18 protein-coding genes are annotated in these 17,342 nt (G+C 62.8%); 7 read left to right on the forward strand and 11 right to left on the reverse strand.

Annotation, left to right across the window (positions count from 1 at the left end; genetic code table 11):
• Positions 1-43 precede the first annotated feature (43 nt).
• The 5 genes from WG900_RS00805 to WG900_RS00825 all read right to left on the reverse strand — a co-directional run bounded on the left by WG900_RS00805 (position 44) and on the right by WG900_RS00825 (position 3,956).
• Positions 44-601 carry a nuclear transport factor 2 family protein gene (locus WG900_RS00805; RefSeq protein WP_339963998.1) on the reverse strand — a complete coding sequence of 186 codons (558 nt, stop codon included), beginning with the start codon at positions 599-601 and terminating at the stop codon, positions 44-46.
• Positions 576-1,898, reverse strand: coding sequence for an MFS transporter (locus WG900_RS00810; RefSeq protein ID WP_339963999.1), 1,323 nt, complete (start codon positions 1,896-1,898; stop codon positions 576-578). Before WG900_RS00810 ends, WG900_RS00805 begins: the two co-directional genes overlap by 26 nt.
• Before the next feature lie 104 nt (positions 1,899-2,002).
• Positions 2,003-2,842 (reverse strand): hypothetical protein, encoded by an 840-nt coding sequence (locus WG900_RS00815; RefSeq protein ID WP_339964001.1) that lies wholly within the window; start codon positions 2,840-2,842, stop codon positions 2,003-2,005.
• Positions 2,839-3,387, reverse strand: a complete 549-nt coding sequence (locus tag WG900_RS00820) for a hypothetical protein (RefSeq protein ID WP_339964002.1) — start codon at positions 3,385-3,387, stop codon at positions 2,839-2,841. Before WG900_RS00820 ends, WG900_RS00815 begins: the two co-directional genes overlap by 4 nt.
• Entirely contained in the window at positions 3,384-3,956 is a 573-nt protein-coding gene (locus WG900_RS00825) for a hypothetical protein (protein ID WP_339964004.1), read from the reverse strand. The genes WG900_RS00820 and WG900_RS00825 overlap by 4 nt, the downstream gene beginning before the upstream one ends.
• Before the next feature lie 420 nt (positions 3,957-4,376).
• On the opposite strand from WG900_RS00825, the gene WG900_RS00830 reads away from it, so the two are divergent.
• The 7 genes from WG900_RS00830 to WG900_RS00860 all read left to right on the forward strand — a co-directional run bounded on the left by WG900_RS00830 (position 4,377) and on the right by WG900_RS00860 (position 13,320).
• Entirely contained in the window at positions 4,377-5,171 is a 795-nt protein-coding gene (locus WG900_RS00830) for an outer membrane protein assembly factor BamD (protein WP_339964005.1), read from the forward strand.
• 66 nt (positions 5,172-5,237) lie between these two features.
• Positions 5,238-5,684 (forward strand): RrF2 family transcriptional regulator, encoded by a 447-nt coding sequence (locus tag WG900_RS00835; protein ID WP_339964006.1) that lies wholly within the window; start codon positions 5,238-5,240, stop codon positions 5,682-5,684.
• Positions 5,685-5,793: 109 nt separating this feature from the next.
• Complete coding sequence (locus WG900_RS00840) at positions 5,794-5,973, forward strand: YezD family protein (protein WP_339964007.1); 180 nt, start codon at positions 5,794-5,796, stop codon at positions 5,971-5,973.
• Positions 5,974-6,077: 104 nt separating this feature from the next.
• The gene (locus WG900_RS00845; protein WP_339964008.1) at positions 6,078-8,582 is read left to right on the forward strand and encodes a TonB-dependent receptor; all 2,505 of its coding nucleotides are present in this window, start codon (positions 6,078-6,080) and stop codon (positions 8,580-8,582) included.
• 168 nt (positions 8,583-8,750) lie between these two features.
• Positions 8,751-10,415, forward strand: coding sequence for a DNA repair protein RecN (gene recN, locus WG900_RS00850; RefSeq protein WP_339964009.1), 1,665 nt, complete (start codon positions 8,751-8,753; stop codon positions 10,413-10,415).
• The gene (ligA, locus tag WG900_RS00855) at positions 10,415-12,469 is read left to right on the forward strand and encodes an NAD-dependent DNA ligase LigA (protein ID WP_339964010.1); all 2,055 of its coding nucleotides are present in this window, start codon (positions 10,415-10,417) and stop codon (positions 12,467-12,469) included. Before recN ends, ligA begins: the two co-directional genes overlap by 1 nt.
• A gap of 38 nt (positions 12,470-12,507) precedes the next feature.
• Positions 12,508-13,320, forward strand: a complete 813-nt coding sequence (locus WG900_RS00860; RefSeq protein ID WP_339964011.1) for a TauD/TfdA dioxygenase family protein — start codon at positions 12,508-12,510, stop codon at positions 13,318-13,320.
• Between the two features lie 3 nt (positions 13,321-13,323).
• Here the strand turns inward: WG900_RS00860 and WG900_RS00865 are convergent, their stop codons facing one another.
• From WG900_RS00865 to WG900_RS00890, 6 genes are all read right to left on the reverse strand, one after another.
• Entirely contained in the window at positions 13,324-13,674 is a 351-nt protein-coding gene (locus WG900_RS00865; RefSeq protein WP_339964012.1) for a PilZ domain-containing protein, read from the reverse strand.
• 101 nt (positions 13,675-13,775) lie between these two features.
• A complete protein-coding gene (locus WG900_RS00870; protein ID WP_339964014.1) occupies positions 13,776-14,681 on the reverse strand; it encodes a 50S ribosomal protein L11 methyltransferase in 906 nt (301 codons plus the stop codon).
• The gene (bla, locus tag WG900_RS00875) at positions 14,678-15,592 is read right to left on the reverse strand and encodes a subclass B3 metallo-beta-lactamase (RefSeq protein WP_339964015.1); all 915 of its coding nucleotides are present in this window, start codon (positions 15,590-15,592) and stop codon (positions 14,678-14,680) included. Before bla ends, WG900_RS00870 begins: the two co-directional genes overlap by 4 nt.
• Positions 15,582-16,304 (reverse strand): SDR family NAD(P)-dependent oxidoreductase, encoded by a 723-nt coding sequence (locus WG900_RS00880; RefSeq protein WP_339964016.1) that lies wholly within the window; start codon positions 16,302-16,304, stop codon positions 15,582-15,584. Before WG900_RS00880 ends, bla begins: the two co-directional genes overlap by 11 nt.
• 269 nt (positions 16,305-16,573) lie before the next feature.
• Positions 16,574-16,930: a type II toxin-antitoxin system RelE/ParE family toxin gene (locus WG900_RS00885; protein ID WP_339964017.1), complete on the reverse strand. Its 357-nt coding sequence runs from the start codon at positions 16,928-16,930 to the stop codon at positions 16,574-16,576.
• 2 nt (positions 16,931-16,932) lie between these two features.
• Positions 16,933-17,196 carry a type II toxin-antitoxin system Phd/YefM family antitoxin gene (locus tag WG900_RS00890; RefSeq protein WP_339964019.1) on the reverse strand — a complete coding sequence of 88 codons (264 nt, stop codon included), beginning with the start codon at positions 17,194-17,196 and terminating at the stop codon, positions 16,933-16,935.
• Positions 17,197-17,342 lie beyond the last annotated feature (146 nt).

A 17,342-nucleotide genomic window follows, 5' to 3' on the forward strand; every position in this document is an offset into this window, starting at 1 on the left:
AAACAAGTTCAGGGTGACGAAGTCGGCAGGGGGTGGCCTTAGGTCACCACCGCTCCCCATCATCGCCCACTTCGATCGGCCGCTGATAGCTCTTGTCTTCCTTGCTCCACACCGAGCGCAGGAAGCCCTTGCACATCGGGCCGTTCACCCATGCGGAGGAGCCATCCATCGACATTTCCACCGTGCAGCGGCGATAGAGGATCCGCCATTCGCCATCGCGCTTTTCCAGCCGGTCGAAATAGCGCCCCGGAGCGACCTTCATCTCCTGCTTGTCGGGCGAGAGCATCGTGCCGATCACATAGGTTTCGCTGTGCGCGGTATTGCCGTCGATCTCGCAGGTGTGGGTGGTGATGTTGTGCATCGTCGCGGAAAAGAACCGCGCGTGGCCGGCATTGGCGCGCGCGGGATAGTCGGGTGCCTTGGCGATGATCGGGCCATGCTCGTCGATGCCATCGGGCCACCAGCAGGCGGCGATCAGGTCCTCGTCCTGGCGGTCACGCCCGCGCGTTTCGCGCTGTATCACGTCAAGGATGTCCTGCCGGTCCTTCAGATAGCGCGTGGTCGCCAGCAGCTCTTCAAATTCCGATGGGTTGTTCGTCACGGGTAAGGTCCTCGTTTGGAGATACGGGCCGGGCGAGTCGCACGCCGAGCCAGGTAGCAAGGCCGCCCAGCACGAGCAGAGATCCGGTCCAGTTGGGATAGCCGGCAGCGATGATCTGCGCTGCCACCAGCGGAAGCAGCGCGCCGCCGATCATGCCGCCGAAATTGAAGGTCAGGCCGGTCCCGGTATAGCGCAGCCGCACCGGGAACAGGCTGGCGAGCCACGGGCCAAGCGTACCGTTGTTATAGCCCAGCACCAGCATCGTGATGCACAGTACTACGCCGGCAAAGGGCAGCGACCCCAGCGACAGCGCCGGGCCATAGGCAAAGCCGCAGACCGCCAGCAACAGCGCCCCGCGCGCCACCGGCACGCCGGGACTGGTCCGGTCCGCCTTGCTCGCACCGGCCAGAATACCGGCGGCGTAGAAGAACGGTGTGATGAACTGCACCGTCAGGAACGATTGCCGGTCATAGCCAAACTGGGTTGTCGCCAGCGTCAGCGCGAAAGAGGTGGAAAGATAGAACGCCGCAAAGGTCGCGATGGCCCCGGCGCTCCCCCAGATCAGCGCGCGCGGGCGCTCGGCAAACAGCGTGGCGAGCGGGACCGAAGCCGGATGGCTTTTCGCCATCGCCGCCTGAAACTCCGGCGTCTCCGATATCCGCAGCCGCACCCACAGGCCGAGCAAGACCAGCGCCGAGGATAGCAGGAACGGCAGCCGCCAACCCCAGCCCAGGAAATCCTCTTTTGAAAGCAATGCGCCGAGCAGCAGGAACAGCCCGTTGGCCATGACGAGGCCGATCGGCGCCCCCAGCTGCGGCGCCGCACCAAAGCGCGCGCGCCAGCCGGGCGGAGCATTCTCCACCGCGAGCAAGGCCGCGCCGCCCCACTCGCCGCCAATGCCCAGCCCTTGTCCGAAGCGCAGCAGGCAGAGCAGGGCCGGCGCGATCCAGCCGACCTGCGCATAACTCGGCAGAAAGGCGATCGCCGTGGTCGAAACGCCCATCAGCAACAGCGCGCAGACCAGCGTGACCTTGCGGCCTACCCGGTCACCAAAATGCCCGAACAACACCGCCCCCAGCGGCCGCGCGACAAAAGCGAGGCCAAAGGTCATCAGCGAAAACAGCGTCTGCGCCGCCTGATCCTGCGCCGGAAAGAACAGCGGCCCGAACACCAGCGCGGCGGCGGTGCCGAAGATGAAGAAGTCATAATACTCGATCGTCGACCCGATCATCGCGGCAGCCAGCACGCGGCGGTTGGCGGTTATTGGTCCGGCTGGCGCTGCTGTCTGCTGGCCCATGCGTGCGGCTCCCCCTCTTGGGCGGGAAGGTATTCTGTGTTGCAAGGTGGGGGTCAAGCGGGGGGAGGGGATAACGTGGGGACGGTTGGTTCTGTTCTGCGCGGTCACTGACCGGTTACGCGTGATCCTTGCGCTGGCGGGCACTTTGGCACCGAACACTGGAGCGCGGAAGGGCAGCTGTGGCTGGAAGGCGTGAGTGCAGGATAACCAGTGCCGGGTACCCAGCCGAACAGCTTGGCGGCCTGTCCTTCATCAACGCATCCCAGATATTTTCCGACTTTGGGACGAAATGCGATCGGCATGTTGGGACTACATTGCATGGCGCCTGCAGAAACGAGGTTTCCGTTCGCACCCCAGGCTGCAATCGTTCCGGCTCCCGCCAATCGAGCAAGACTGGACTGTGTGCTTGCGAGGGTCTTGCCGGTTCCGGTCACGGAGCGGCTGACGGTTTGCGCAGGGCATTCCTTACGCTCTTTGCGAAGTTCCGCTTCTATCCGCGATTTTGTCTCGAGTAATTCGGCCGCGGCTTTTTGATCTCCTCCCGTCGAAGCCGCAATCGCGCTTATCTTTTGCGTACGCGCCGCCTTTGCGCGTGCTTCCCGGTCAAGTCGTGCGCGTTCAAGCCTCAACGCCTCAGCCTTGCGCGCGGCCTCGGCTTGGCGAGTCGCTTCGGCGCGCGCCCGGGCCAGTTCCGCCTGACGCGCACGTTCGTGCGCACGAAGGGCGTCTTCTTCCGCACGTTGCGCAGGGGTGAGGCGCGAGCGGCGGTCATCGTCGCGGCATTGGGCTGCTTCAGAGGGGGACATGCATTCGCACTGTCCACAAAACCCGATATTCTGCGCTAGGAGGGATCCACAGGGCAGCACCAACAAGAGTGCGCCGGCAACGGCGAGGCCGATTGCGATTGTGACTGAAAGGAGCCGTCTCTTCGATTGAAAGATCATAAAACTCGCACGACCTTTCCTCCGCATATGCCGGCAATCCTTTGAATTGCCCGGACCATATGCGCAGAATCTGTAGAGGCAGGGGACTTGACCAGGGAAATTGTCGGTTTCCCGGCCTTCTTGATCCTGATTAGCGGGTCTCCTCCGGTGCCCACCGATCCGTCGACGGACAAGTTCCAGTAAACGCTGGCTCCTCGCCAATCGATCAGGAACGGCGGGGCTGAGCGGCCTGCCTGCCGCTCAAGCTGTTGCAATTGATTGCGGCCAAACGGAGGGAACTTGGCCTCGCCCTTCACAACGTAAAGTGCAGCCGTGGCCTCTATCCGCGTGGCGCAGTTCTGGGTTTTTACGTCAACTGCCCCATAGGAGAGCCAGGAAACCCTTTGCCAATCCGAAGTCTGTACTTCAACGGAATCCGACCGGATCGACCAGTTCGGCCGATTGACCAAGACCTCTGCAAAATAGGCTTCGGCGGAGAGAATTTGATTTGCCGAGGCAGGCTGAACCGCTGCAGCCAAGGCGATGAAGGCCAGCCGCGTTTTCAAAACTGGAGGTCCTTCTGGCTGCAGTGGGCATTGAACAGGTCCGCATACATCGCAAACAGGGACCAGCGCCGACCCTGCAACCCGAAGGTGAGCGTACGACCTTCGCCAAACAGGGATGCCCAGGTCTGCGTTTGGTAGGACGATTCGAGCTGGTTCTGGACCGCTGTTTTACGGCTTCGGGCAACCTTGTTCCAACGAATGGCAATCGGAGGCAAGGGTTCCGCCGCCGCGATCGCTACTTGGGCAAATTGTGCCATTTGCTCTGGCGAAACAGGACGAACCTTTTCTCCAGCTTTGACGCCCAGGCTGAACTGTGAAGGCTTAGCTTCGATCGTCAAATCGCAAACGCAGTCGCTCATGGCCTGCGCCGTCTGGCAGACAACCCAACGGCCGGGACGGTTATAATACGAGGTCGTGATTAGAGTTGGCGAAGACAGCGTTGAGACGATATAATTACGTGTTTCTTCGGGACTGATTTTCAATTCCTGCGCAAATGCCGTAGTCGGTATTGCCGACACCAATGCCGCGAGTGATATTGGCAAGACGCTGTGTAATCCGGTAAATGGCATTTTCAGGTTCTGCTAAATCTGACTGAACTTATAGACTAACAGCCATGCCGAAACGGGTTAACTGCATGTATTTGCAGGGTGTTCAAGCGGGCGAATCTCAAGGATAGCAAGTAAATCGGAAGCAGGAATTTAGCTGGTCAGGGAGTGGAATCATTTTCCTACATCGTCCGCACCTGTCAAACTGCGCGCCATGACCTGTTATCACAGGCCCTCGCCATGAGCCGGGCCGCGATCCGCACAGCCTTTCCCGAAAGCCGCGCCGCCAGCGCGGCTTTCGTGCATCTGGGGCTCCCCCTAGGGCGCTTTATGGAAATGGTTTGCGGGTGTGTTTCATCAACCTGCAATCTGCGCAACTGGCCGGGGGAAAAAGGCTTTCGCTTTCACTTGGCGTTCAGGCGCGTGGTGGCTATAGACCCGGCCATGTTCAAGCAATCGCCGATCAAGCTCGCTGTTCTCGCATTCGCCGCTGGCGGCGTGCTGCTCACTTCCGGCTGCGGGGGGACCCGCAAGAATCGCGATACGGCCTATGTCGCCCGCGATGTGGAAACGCTCTATGCGGCGGCCAAGGACCAGCTCGATCGCGGGGACAGCCGCGTGGCAGCCGTGCTGTTTGACGAGGTTGAGCGCCAGCATCCGTACTCGCCTTGGGCGCGCCGTGCTCAGTTGATGAGCGCGTTTTCCTATTACGCCGGCCGCGATTACGCGAAGTCGATCCAGGCGGCGCAGCGCTTCCTGTCGATCCACCCGGGCAACAAGGACGCGCCTTACGCCTATTACCTGATCGCGCTGTGCTATTACGAACAGATCAGCGACGTGACGCGCGACCAGAAGGCGACGACTCAGGCGCTCGACGCGATGAACGAAGTTGTTCGCCGTTTCCCCGCGACGCGCTATGCCGTCGATGCCCAGCTGAAGCTTGACCTTGTCAAAGATCACCTGGCCGGCAAGGAAATGGAAATCGGCCGATTCTATGAACGGTCGGGCAAGTGGCTTGCCGCGCAGCTGCGCTTCCGCGAAGTCATCGACAAGTATCAGACCACCTCGCACACGCCCGAAGCGCTGTTCCGCATGGTGGAAACCAACCTCGTGCTCGGCCTGCCGGGTGAGGCGCAGAAGGCCGCTGCCGTGCTGGGTGCGAACTACCCGGGCAGCGAATGGTACGACCGCGCCTACAAGCTGATGCAGAAGCACGCACCGGGTACGTCAGCCAGCTGAAACGGGGCGGGCAGGTTTTCTACCGCAATGGTTGACATGTAAGATCTTCGGGCGTTTTGTACGTCCATGCTTTCGCAGAAGACCCGTTACACGATCCGTGCTCTCCAGCACTTGTCGGACACCTGGCAACAGGGGCCGGTGCGGCTCGATACGATCGCGGAAAAGCAGAATATCCCGCGCAAATTCCTGACCGTAATTTTATCGGAAATGGTGCGCGAAGGTCTGGTGATTTCTCACCGAGGCCGGGATGGCGGGTATGAATTGGCCCTGGCACCCGTCGATATCCGGTATGGCGACATCATTCGCCTGACGCGCGGCAGTCTCGCCCTCGTCCCCTGCGCCGCGCGCAATGCCTACGAGCATTGCCAGAACTGCCTGCCCGAAGCCGAGTGCCGCCTGCGCGGATTGATGCTGACTCTGCGGGATGAAATGGCCGCCATGCTCGACAAGGTAACCCTTGCCGATGAGATCGTGGTCGAACCGCCATTCCCGGAAGAGCCGACACCCGCCTGAGGGCGTAGCAAACTTCGTCGCAAAGAAGTTTCGCTTCATCGACGACAAGCGAATCTCCTATTGTCTAGTCAATCAGTAGAGTTATCATCGCGGGCATAGGAGGCACGCGATGGATTCGAACCGTGATGATCGCAGCAAAGGTCCGGCTCATAGCCCGGGCAATGGGACAACGGCGCTGGATGCCGTTGCCGAAGCCGTATCCAAGCTGCGCTACGGGGCAATCGAGCTGACCGTCCATGATGGCCGGGTTGTCCAGCTCGACGTGACCGAGCGCCGCCGCTTCTCCTGACACACTCTCCCCGGCTGGGCGGCTTTCATCAGGCCGTGACCAGCTATCCCCCTGATGCAGACCGGACCGCCGGATGCATCCATTCCCTTACCAAAGGATTGGAAATGCATTCGTTCGTCCGCTGCGGCCTGTTGGCCGCGACTTCACTTGGTGCGCTTTGGGCAGCGCCCGCTTTCGCACAATTTACTTCGACAATCGCTCCCGTTGCTGCTGGCGCCGAAGGCGACGGCACGGGGCAAGCTGCACAGGCAGAAGATGAGAACCTCAGCCGCGGCGATGTTATCATTGTCACCGCGCGCCGACGGCAGGAAACGGCGCAGGCCGTCCCGCTCGCCATATCTGTGATTCGCGGAGATTCGATTGAATCGACCGGCAACTTCAACGTCACCAAGCTGCCACAGCTTGCGCCGACGCTTCAGGTCTACACCTCCAACCCGCGCAATACCTCGGTCAATATCCGCGGGCTGGGCGTTCCCTTCGGCCTTACCAGCGACGGCTTCGAGCAGGGCGTCGGCATCTATGTCGACGATGTCTACAATTCGCGCGTTGCTGCTGCGACGTTCGACTTCCTCGACGTTCAGCAAGTCGAAGTGCTGCGCGGCCCGCAGGGCACGCTGTACGGCAAGAACACGACGGCCGGTGCGATCAACATCACGACCAACCAGCCGACTTTCGAATTCGAAGGCCGGGCGGAACTGACCCTTGGCAACCTTGATTACAAGCAGGCCAAGGCGGCCATTTCGGGTCCGCTGTCAGACACCGTGGCAGCCCGCATCGCGATTGCTTCGACCAGCCGGCGCGGTACGATCTACAACGTGACGACCAAGCGCTGGATCAACGAGCAGGACAATATCGGCCTGCGCGGCCAATTGCTGTTCAAACCCAGCGAAGACCTCAGCATTACGCTTTCGGGCGATTACAGCCGCCAGGATGCCTATTGCTGCGGCACCTCGTTCGTTCGTGTCGGGCCGACACAGCGCGCGCTCAGCCGGCAGTATGATGCCCTTGTCGCGGCGATCAATGCGGCGACTCCCGGACGCAACTACGCCGTCCCCAGCCGCAACGTCTATGACCGCCTGACCGACATCGACGCGCCGCTTCAGGCCGGCAACATCATTGGCGGCGCTTCGGCGCGAGTGAAGTGGAATGTCGGCGCGGGCACCTTCACATCGATCACCGCATGGCGGTTCTGGGATTGGAAGCCGCAAAACGACCGCGATTTCTCGGGGCTTTCGATCGTCTCGGCATCGAACAATCCATCGCAGCAGGACCAGTACAGCCAGGAATTCCGCTACAATTACGAGGGTGACAAGCTCGACTTCGTAGTTGGCCTGTTCGGCTTCAAGCAGCGGATCGATACCCAGGGTCTCGAACGGCAAGGCTCTGACGCGAGCCGCTGGAGCCTGACGGGCGCGCAGGCTGCAGATCCCAGCATCCTTTCGGGGCTGACGGCCAACAACACGCAGTACCTGAAGAGCGATAGCGCGGCGCTTTACGGACAGGCCAGCTACAAGCTGACTGATGCCCTGACGATCCAGCCGGGCCTGCGTCTGAACTATGACAAGAAGGAAGGCTTCTATCAGCGTGTGGTCACCACCGGTGCAGGCACGGTCATCAGTTGCACCCCGGCTCCGGCAGCGGGCACGGCGCTCGCCGCGCAGTGCGGTGTCTACCAGCCGCAGACCACTTCGCCCAAGGCGAGCAAGTGGAACTTCAGTTATGACATCAACGTGAACTACAAGGTTGCACCCGATGTTCTGGTCTATGCGACCTACGCCAAGAGCTTCAAGACGCTGGGCATCAACCAGAACGGCCTGCCGCTGACCACGGCAAACGTGCCTGATCTGACCGCCAGCACGGTGAAACCGGAATCGGTCAATCACTTTGAAGTGGGCATCAAGACCCAGTTCTGGGACCGCCGCGCAACCTTCAACCTGAGCGCTTTCCTCACCGAGATCCGGGACTTTCAGGCCACGGTCAACGGCGGCCAGTTCGGCACGGTGCGCGGCTATCTCGCCAATGCGGAGAAAGTCCGGTCGGCCGGTATCGAAGCGGACTTCAAGATCCGGCCGAGCGACCGGTTTACCGCCTATGCCAATGCGGCCTATACCGATGCCAAGTACGTCAAGTTCAGCAATGCGCCGTGCCCGCCTGAACTTTCTGGCGGTACATTCGTGGCGGCAGACGGCAGCCAAACCTCAGGGCCTGCAGGCGTTCCCGGATCGTTGAGCCCCCGTTCGTGCAACATTTCAGGTCAGCAGTTGCCGGGCGTGTCGAAGTTTGCCTTCTCCTATGGGGCAGAGCTCAACCAGCCCGCGAACCTGCTGGGCAAGGAAGGTCAGGTCTATCTCGGCGTTGATGGCAATTACCGCTCGGACTGGAACTCGAACGCCTCGCCGTCGATCTACACCAAGGTCGAAGGCTATGCGCTGACCAACTTCCGCGCCGGTTTCCGTGGCGATGGCTTCGATGTGTTCGGCTGGGTGCGCAATGCCTTCGACGTCGAATACATCGACCTCTTGCAGGTTGCCCCCGGTAATACCGGCCTCATCGCGGGCACCGCGGGAGATCAGCGGACCTGGGGCGGCACTATCAAGTTCTCGTTTTGACCGGTTGCCGAAAGGCGAGTGACGGGCAGGGGGCCGGCGGCGACGTCGGCCCCCTTCTTGTTGAATTCGTCCAGCCAAAAGCGGTCTTGCGGGGAGAATTGCGCGGTTGCCTTTGCGGGGCGGACAATTTGCCGCTAGAACCCGTTTTGTTCTGGCAATTGGGCGTCCATGCTTACCCGGCTTTCCATCCGTAACATCGTTCTGATCGAGGCGCTGGACCTTGATTTCTCTCGCGGGCTTGGTGTGCTCACGGGGGAAACCGGTGCGGGCAAATCGATCCTGCTTGATGCCTTGGGCCTGGTGCTGGGCGACCGTGCCGATTCCGGACTGGTGCGTGCTGGCGAAGACAAGGCGAGCGTGGCTGCAAGCTTTGAATTCAGCGCATTGCCGCCCGCCGTCTCCGCCGTGCTGGGCGACGCGGATATCGAGATCGAACCGGGAGAAGCGCTGGTCATCAAGCGGCAGGTCAAGGCCGATGGCGGATCAAAAGCTTCGATCAACGACCAGCCGGTGGGCGTTGCCTTGCTGCGCGAAATTTCGGCCTCCCTGGTTGAACTTCATGGCCAGCACGATGATCGCGGACTGGTGAATGCGCGAGGTCACCGCGCACTGCTCGATCGCTATGCTCGCGGTGATGTCGTCGGCGTAGAAGCAGCATGGCGGGCATGGCGGCTGGCGGAAGACGCGCTGGCACAAGCCCGCGCATCCATCGAACAGGCCAGCACAGATCGCGACCTGCTTCTGTCATTCCTCGCCGAACTGACCGCGCTGTCACCGGAGGAAGGCGAGGAGGCCGAACTGGCCGAGGCGCGCGCGACCATGCAAAAGGGGGAGCGCCTGTCCGGTGACCTTGGCGAACTGCAGCATCTGTGGGCCGGTTCCGATTCCGCGCTCGCCTCCCTTCGCGGCGCAGCGCGGCGGCTGGACCGCATCGCCACCGAACATCCGCTGCTCGCCGAAGCGCTAGCTGCGCTGGACCGTGCAGTGATCGAAGCGAGCGAGGCCGAAGACCGGCTCAACCGTGCTGCCGAGGCTCTCACCCATGACCCCGCCATGCTCGACCGGATCGAGACGCGGCTGTTCGAACTGCGAGCTGCCGCCCGCAAGCACAATTGCCAGGTCGATGACCTTCCGGCCAAGGCGCGCGACATGCGCGCCACGCTGGATGCCATCGAGGGCGGCGAGGCGGAACTCGGCGAGCTTGTCGCGCGCGCCCACGAAGCCGGGCTCCATTATCAGGCGCTTGCGGAAACCCTGTCGATCACTCGCTATGAGGCCTCGCAGCGGCTGGACAAGGCGGTTGCGGCCGAACTTGCACCGCTCAAGCTCGATGCAGCGCGGTTCAAGACGCAGATTTTGCGCCTGCCTGAAGATCGCTGGGGACCGGGCGGCATGGATGCGGTCGAATTCCTTATCGCCACCAACCCCGGCGCCGATTTCGCCCCGCTCGGCAAGATCGCCTCAGGCGGCGAACTTTCGCGTTTCATCCTCGCGCTGAAGGTTGCGCTGGCAGAAGAAGGCGGCGCGGCGACGGTGATCTTCGACGAGATCGACCGCGGCGTTGGCGGCGCGGTTGCCAGCGCGATCGGCGATCGCTTGGCGCGACTGGCGGCAGGAGGGCAGTTGCTCGCCGTCACGCATTCGCCGCAAGTCGCTGCGCGCGGCAAGACGCACTACGTCATCGCCAAATCGAGCGAAGGCACGGTGACACGCACCTCGGTTGGCTTGCTCGATCAGGCGGGCCGGCAGGAAGAAATTGCACGCATGCTGTCGGGAGCAGAGGTCACGCCAGAGGCGAGGGCGCAGGCGGATCGTTTGCTGGAGGGGGTGTGATGCCGGCCTCCGAAGCTGAAGCCGCCAATGAACTGATGCGCCTGGCCAAGGCCATCGCGCATCATAACCGGCGGTATCATGCCGAGGATGCGCCGGAGATTTCCGACGCCGACTATGACGCGCTGGTCCGGCGCAATGCCGAGCTTGAAACCGCGTTCCCGCACCTTGTTCGGGATGACAGTCCAAGCAGGCTGGTTGGCCATGACGTTGCCGCCTCGCCGTTGTCGAAAGTGGCGCATGAGGTTCGCATGATGAGCCTCGACAATGCGTTCTCCGATGTTGAGGTAGAGGAATTTGTCGCGCGGGTGCGGCGTTTTCTAAACCTGCCCGAGGATGCCGTAGTGGCGATGACCGCCGAGGACAAGATCGATGGCCTGTCCTGTTCGCTGCGCTACGAAGGCGGCAAGCTGGTGCGGGCTGCCACGCGCGGTGACGGGCAGGTGGGCGAGGACGTGACCGCCAATGTCGCGATGATCGCAGACATTCCGCAGCAACTCATCGGCGACGTGCCCGCTGTCTTCGAGATGCGGGGTGAGGTTTACATGGCAAAGGCCGACTTCGTTGCCCTGAACGCGGCGCAGGAGGCAGCCGGCGGCAAGCTTTTCGCCAACCCTCGCAATGCGGCGGCTGGTTCGCTGAGACAGAAGGACGCTCGCATCACCGCCAGCCGGCCCTTGCGGTTCCTTGCGCACGGCTGGGGTGCAGCAAGCGAGGTACCGGCGGACAGCCAGTTCGCCATGATGCGGCGCATCGCGGAATGGGGCGTACCGGTTTCACGGTTGCTGATCCGCTGCGAAAATGCTGCACATATGCTGCATCATTACCGCAGCATCGAAAAGGCCCGGGCGGACCTGCCGTATGATATCGACGGCGTGGTCTACAAGGTGGACCGGCTCGACTGGCAGGGCCGGCTGGGCTTTGTGGCCAAGGCGCCGCGCTGGGGTTTGGCGCACAAGTTTCCTGCCGAACGCGCCGAGACAACGCTCGAGTCGATTGACATTCAGGTCGGCCGGACCGGTAAACTGACGCCGGTCGGACGGCTCAAGCCGGTGACTGTCGGCGGGGTCGTGGTGCAGAATGTAACGCTGCACAACCGCAACGAGATTGGCCGCCTCGGCTTGCGGGTGGGGGACCGGGTAGTCCTGCAGCGCGCCGGCGACGTCATTCCGCAAGTGGTCGAGAACCTGACTCGCGAGGAAGTCCGCACCGCATTTGCATTCCCCGACCATTGTCCCGAATGCGCCAGTGAGGCGGTTGCCGAGGAAGGCGAGGTCGATGTGCGGTGCACCGGCGGGCTGATCTGCCCGGCGCAGCGGACGGAACGGCTCAAGCATTTTGTCAGCCGCGCCGCGCTCGATATCGAAGGGCTGGGCGAGAAGACCATCGAAGAGTTCTTTGCTCTCGGTTGGCTGGAAAGCCCGGCAGATATCTTCCGCCTGCGCCGCCGCCGTGATGCCATTCTTGAGCGCGAAGGTTGGAAGGAAAAGTCGGTCGACAACCTGCTCGCCGCGATCGAGGCGAAGCGCCAGCCCGACGCCGCGCGGCTTCTGTTCGGCCTCGGCATCCGCCATGTCGGCGCAGTGACCGCGCGTGATCTGCTCAAGCGGTTCGCCACTCTGCCAGCGCTGCGCGAGACCGCGCAAAGAGCGCATGGCGGCGATGCCGATGCGCGTGCGGAACTTACCTCCATCGACGGGATCGGCCCCGCGGTGATCGAGGCGCTGGGCGATTTCTTCCATGAACCTCACAATCTTGCAGTGTGGGATGACCTCCTGTCCGAAGTCTCGCCGCCCCCATTCGTGGTCGAGACGAAGGCCAGCGAAGTATCGGGCAAGACGGTTGTGTTCACCGGCAAGCTCGAAACTATGAGCCGCGACGAGGCCAAGGCCCAGGCCGAACGGTTGGGCGCCAAGGCTGCCGGTTCCGTCAGCGCCAAGACCGACCTTGTCGTCGCCGGACCGGGAGCCGGTTCGAAACTGAAGCAGGCCGCGGCGCTTGGCATCGAGGTGATCGACGAAGCGGCTTGGGCGGAGATCGTCCGGGCGGCAGGCTAGGGGTTGACTGACGGCGCGTGCAGCGCAGTCTGCATCGCATGGAGATTACCTCGCTAGGCATAGGCTTTGGTGCTCGCATTTCCCACTTCGATGCGCTGACAGGCGGATCGGCGGAAGATGTCGAGCTGCTGCGGGCAGCATTTGACGATCACCACCTCCTGATCATCACCAACTGCGGCGTCCTCCCAGGCGAGCGCCATGCCGAAATCGCATCGTGGTTCGGGCCGGTCGGCGCGAATATCGGGGCAGATGGCAAGCCGTGGACCTATCTCGATAACCGCGACACGGTGGGACGAAATGAGCTCAAGTTCCATTCCGATATCAGCTTCATGCCTGTGCCGTTCCTTGGCCTCAGCCTCCATCCCACCGTTCTGCCGGCCACGCCAACCGAGACGAGTTTCATCAGTACGGCGCTTGCCTGGGACGCGCTGGATCAGGACCTGAAGGACCTGCTGGCTGACCGGCAGGTGAAGCACGAATTTCTCGACGAGAGCACAGTTTCGGAGACCTTCCAGCACCTCCACTCATGGCACCCGGCGCGCATGGTGCACCCTCGCACGGGCCGACCGGTGCTGTTTGTTTCCGAAAACAACGTCCGCGAGATCGAGCGCTTCAGCCGCGAGGACAGCGCCCCTTTGCTCGCCCGGATTTTCGCCGCTCTCTATGCCGCCGAGCGCCGCTATGATCACGTCTGGCAGCCGGGTGATTTCCTAATTTGGGACAACCGAACCCTGCAGCACGCCCGTCCGAAGGTTGCCGATCCTGCCGACGGGCTGCGGATCATGCAGCGCGTGGCGCTGGGCACTCACAGTTTCTCGGAGCAGTTCGAGGCCCGCAGCGCGCCCGGCTGAACCCTATTCCCAGATGCCTTGCGACCATTCGGAGGCGTGGGCGTTGCGGGTCAGCTTTTCGTAGGCATCGCGGTTCTGGGTGATCCACAACATGCCTTGCATGTCCTCCGGATCGACCGGGGTGTAGAACCGGACGCCGCATTCGTTGCCTCGCACCCAGACCACGGTTCCAAACAAGTGCAGCTCGTGGAAATCGAGCCGCACGGTCGCTCCCTTGGCGACCGAGCCGTCCACCTTCAGATGTGCTCCGATGGCCGATATATCGCCAAGCACGCAGCGCATCTGCTGGTGCGGCAGGGTCAGCACAGCAGGCACGCCAAGGTAAAGGCGGTTCGCCTTTCGCTGGCCCTGCATCGCGGGCGCCGTGGGTTTACGGGCAAGCACGCATGGACATTGTCACACAAAAGTTACGAATTGTTTCCTCGCCGTCAGGGCGACCGTTTCTCCCTTCCTCCTCACCGCACGGCGCGCTTGCGCAGCCACAGGATCGACCAGTCGCCGTTGACCAGCCGCGCCGCCAGACGCATCCCCGCCCTGCGGCAGGCGCGGCGGACTTGCGCTTCCTGCGTTTCGAGCAGACCGGCGAGCAGCAGGTGACCGCCCGGAACCAGCGCCTTGGCAAAGTCGGGCGCCATGCCGATCAATGGTCCGGCGAGGATGTTGGCGATCACCAGATCATAGGGCCCGCGCGCTTCGAGCAATGGATGGTCCATGCCGTCGGCAGCCAGCATCGTCACTGCGCCCGCACCGCCGCCCATCGGCAAGCCATTGGCTGCGGCATTGTCCTGGACAACGTCGATGCAGACCTGATCTATGTCAGTCGCCGTCGCCAGCGCGCGCGGCCACAGGTGCAGCCCGGCAAAGGCGAGCAGACCCGTGCCGGTGCCAATATCCGCCAAATTGCGGATCACCAGTCCTTGGCGCTTCATATGCGTCAGCATGGTAAGGCAACCGGCGGTGGTGGCGTGCTGGCCGGTGCCGAAGGCCTGGCTCGCCGGAATGCAATAGTCGCGCAGGCCGGGTTCGGTGATCGCCGGATGGTCGGGCGTGTGGACATGGAACGCGCCGGCGCGGATCGGTTCGAGCCCCTGCTGGCTGGAGGTCAGCCAGTCGACATCGGGCAGTTTCTCGATCTCGAATTTCGGCGCGCCGCCGGCGAAAAGAGAGGCGATTGCCGCCTTTTCCGCCTTGCCCGGCTCATCCGAAAGCCACGCTTCCAACTGCCAGTCGTCGGGTTTGTCCTCGGCAATCTCGCTGCCCGAAATGACGATGTCGGCGTCCCAGTCCCAGGCATCCTCATGCGCGAGCAGGGCCCCCTCGATCACGGGACGAGGGGCATAGGCCGTGATTTTCCAGCTCATTTCTTTACGGGTACCACAAGTTTTTCAGAAGCTAGCCGCGCTTTGAAGCGCTTGCCGGCGGCCTCGGCATAGGACCGACAGGCGGCGAACTGGACCAGCTGTTTGGCCCCCGACATGCGCGGGAAGAGGTCGCTGGCCGACGGGTGCGGGGTGACGATGATGTCGCACGGCAGCGAGCCGATGGCCGACAGGCCGGAGCGCACTTCGCCAACGCGCTTGGGATGGTCGGTAAAGCGGTATCCGTCCGCCGATATGGTCGATGCACTGTCAGCATAGGCGACCGTCTTGCACACCGCGCCTTCGCATTCGCGCCAGGTCCAGCTGGTCGATCCGGGCGAATGGGCAGGGGTCGCATAGGCGGTGAAGGTCACTCCGCCGACGGTGTGGCGGCCCCGGTCGCGCACGGCGAAACTTACTTCCGCCGGCTGCATCGGGTTCTTCGCCAGCAAGTCGGCCTGCGGATCTTCGGGCGAGTGTTTGCCGCCGGTCAGCGCATTGTACTGGAACGGCCCGGCAATGACTTTCGCGCCGGTTTCGCGCTGGATCGCGGCGACCGCGCCGGCGTGGTCCCAATGTTCATGGCTGACGAGGATCCAGCGCACGAGGCGCGGGGAAAAGCCCAGCTTGCGGATATTTTCCAGCACCAGCGGCGCGGCCTCGGGCACGCCGCCATCAAGCAGGACGAGGCCGGCCTGCGTCTCGACCAGTAGCGAGGTTATGCCGCAGGTGCCGACGTAATAGGTGTTCCCGTAAAGCCGCGCGGGCGGGGCGGGATCGGCCCAGCCCTCCTTGCCTGCACAGGCGGCGGCGATGTTGCGCGTGGCTCCCGGGCGCGGCAGCAGCGGCTGGGCTAGTGCAGGGACGGCGAGCGCGGCAGCGAGCGCCCCGGCAAGGACAAGTCTACCGAACATAGCTGGCTCCATTGGCATCAAGTGTCGCCCCGGTCATGCTTTCGGGCGCATCCAGCGCGCAGAACACGGCGATGGCGGCGATTTCCTCGGGCGTGGCCACCCGGCCGAGCGGAATGTCGGCAAGGATGCCGCTGCCGCCCCGGCTGGCGAGATAGTCACCCGCCATGGCCGTATCGGTGAAGCCGGGGGTGATCGCATAACTCATGATGCCTTCGCCGGCATATTGCCGGGCGATGGTCTTGTGCATGGCGAGCATCCCGCCCTTGGCCGCGGCATAGTGCCAGTGATCAGGCGAATCCCCCCGGTGCCCGGCGCGACTGGCGATGTGGACGATGCGCCCGCCGGTGTCCTCGGCCAGCCAGTGCTTCACCGCAAAACGGGTTAACTGCGCCGCGCTGGTCAGATTGATGCGCAGCGTGTCTTCCCACGAATCGAGCCACTGGATGTCCGACACGTCGATCGGGTTCGCCTCGAACAGGCCGGCGTTGTTGATCAGGATATCGATATGTCCGCCCGCCATATCGAGCGCCTCTTCCCACAGCATTTGCGGGGCGATCGGTTCAGCGAAATCGGCGGCTATCAGGTCCTCGCCGCCCGCGCGGGTCGCATGGCAAATCACCCGCACGCCGCGATCCCGCAGCGCCTCGGCAATCGTCGCACCGATCCCGCGAGAGGAACCGGTGACGAGGGCAGTGGTGGCTGGTTCGAGCATGGCGCGGTTTTGGCGCAAGCCGGGGGCGGGGGCAAGGGCGCGGTTACACGTCGATCCCGCGATTGCGCGAAATGCAACTTGATGAAACACACCCGAAGTGCTCGCGTGGAATTCTCCATAGGCGAGCCCCCAGACGCACGAAAGCCGCGCTGTGGGCGCGGCTTTCGGGAGGCACAATGCGGTTGCGGCGGCGCTCATGGAGCGGGCCTTATTGTGGGAATCATATGGTGAGGATGACAGGTTCTGGGCGTGAAGAACAGAGGCGAGAATCACCCTATCCGCAACACCCGCTCCTCAAGCAGTGCCCTGAAATCCCTAAGTGCATCAGCGACCAACATCACAGTCAGTTGCGGCTCTGCACCTTCAATCGCGGGCAAGTAGTTCACCCGGTACGGCGGCAGCGAAATCTGGCGGTAGGTGGCAATGCCCAGCACTTCCAGCTCTGGCGGCACCGGGCCGCGCAGGGGATAAGTGCCGAGCGACTCGATCGCCCCGACAAGCTCCACCAACAGAGCCTCGGCACCGTCCTCGCCGCTCGCGCCGCGCTGGGAGAGACGGCGGCGATAGATGGCGCGCAGGTCTTCTTCGGCGCCGCGTGTGATGAGGACCGGAATTGCGTCAGGCATTTTCAGCCCTTCCGAATGCGGTCCGCAAGGCCGCATATGGGTCTGGTCTGGCCCTGTGCGATTTCCGCCTGTCCGAGTGCGAGCACTTTGAGCAGCGCGAGAGTCTCTTGCGCCGCCTCATAACTGCCGACATCTTGCAACACGGCCTTCGCTTCGCCGTTCTGCGTAATGATCATCGGAGCGGCACCTTCGCCAAGCTCGCGGATGATTTCGGCGCTGTTTGCTTTCAGGCAACTGATCGGCTTGTTGCGGTCATGTGCGCCCATGGCGGAGGCTCCAGTCGCAATTCGGACCGGATATAGTCCGAACTTGCTGGCCTCGCAACTCTCATCGCCCCCACAATCCCATCACCACCCGCTTGCACCTTGGACCTTTTTGGCTAAGGGGGTGCCAGCAAGGCGCGTCTCGCGCG

Source organism: Novosphingobium aquae, from assembly GCF_037572715.1.
Lineage (GTDB): Bacteria > Pseudomonadota > Alphaproteobacteria > Sphingomonadales > Sphingomonadaceae > Novosphingobium > Novosphingobium aquae.

What these genes read in the sequence shown, in the direction of transcription:
- WG900_RS00880 (WP_339964016.1), bottom strand. Translation starts at nt 16,304, where the DNA reads ATGCTCGAACCAGCCACCACTGCCCTCGTCACCGGTTCCTCTCGCGGG.
- recN (WP_339964009.1), top strand. Translation starts at nt 8,751, where the DNA reads ATGCTTACCCGGCTTTCCATCCGTAACATCGTTCTGATCGAGGCGCTG.
- WG900_RS00810 (WP_339963999.1), bottom strand. Translation starts at nt 1,898, where the DNA reads ATGGGCCAGCAGACAGCAGCGCCAGCCGGACCAATAACCGCCAACCGC.
- WG900_RS00845 (WP_339964008.1), top strand. Translation starts at nt 6,078, where the DNA reads ATGCATTCGTTCGTCCGCTGCGGCCTGTTGGCCGCGACTTCACTTGGT.
- WG900_RS00815 (WP_339964001.1), bottom strand. Translation starts at nt 2,842, where the DNA reads ATGATCTTTCAATCGAAGAGACGGCTCCTTTCAGTCACAATCGCAATC.
- WG900_RS00890 (WP_339964019.1), bottom strand. Translation starts at nt 17,196, where the DNA reads ATGGGCGCACATGACCGCAACAAGCCGATCAGTTGCCTGAAAGCAAAC.
- bla (WP_339964015.1), bottom strand. Translation starts at nt 15,592, where the DNA reads ATGTTCGGTAGACTTGTCCTTGCCGGGGCGCTCGCTGCCGCGCTCGCC.
- WG900_RS00835 (WP_339964006.1), top strand. Translation starts at nt 5,238, where the DNA reads ATGCTTTCGCAGAAGACCCGTTACACGATCCGTGCTCTCCAGCACTTG.
- WG900_RS00865 (WP_339964012.1), bottom strand. Translation starts at nt 13,674, where the DNA reads ATGCAGGGCCAGCGAAAGGCGAACCGCCTTTACCTTGGCGTGCCTGCT.
- WG900_RS00830 (WP_339964005.1), top strand. Translation starts at nt 4,377, where the DNA reads ATGTTCAAGCAATCGCCGATCAAGCTCGCTGTTCTCGCATTCGCCGCT.
- WG900_RS00860 (WP_339964011.1), top strand. Translation starts at nt 12,508, where the DNA reads ATGGAGATTACCTCGCTAGGCATAGGCTTTGGTGCTCGCATTTCCCAC.
- WG900_RS00885 (WP_339964017.1), bottom strand. Translation starts at nt 16,930, where the DNA reads ATGCCTGACGCAATTCCGGTCCTCATCACACGCGGCGCCGAAGAAGAC.
- WG900_RS00840 (WP_339964007.1), top strand. Translation starts at nt 5,794, where the DNA reads ATGGATTCGAACCGTGATGATCGCAGCAAAGGTCCGGCTCATAGCCCG.
- ligA (WP_339964010.1), top strand. Translation starts at nt 10,415, where the DNA reads ATGCCGGCCTCCGAAGCTGAAGCCGCCAATGAACTGATGCGCCTGGCC.
- WG900_RS00870 (WP_339964014.1), bottom strand. Translation starts at nt 14,681, where the DNA reads ATGAGCTGGAAAATCACGGCCTATGCCCCTCGTCCCGTGATCGAGGGG.
- WG900_RS00825 (WP_339964004.1), bottom strand. Translation starts at nt 3,956, where the DNA reads ATGCCATTTACCGGATTACACAGCGTCTTGCCAATATCACTCGCGGCA.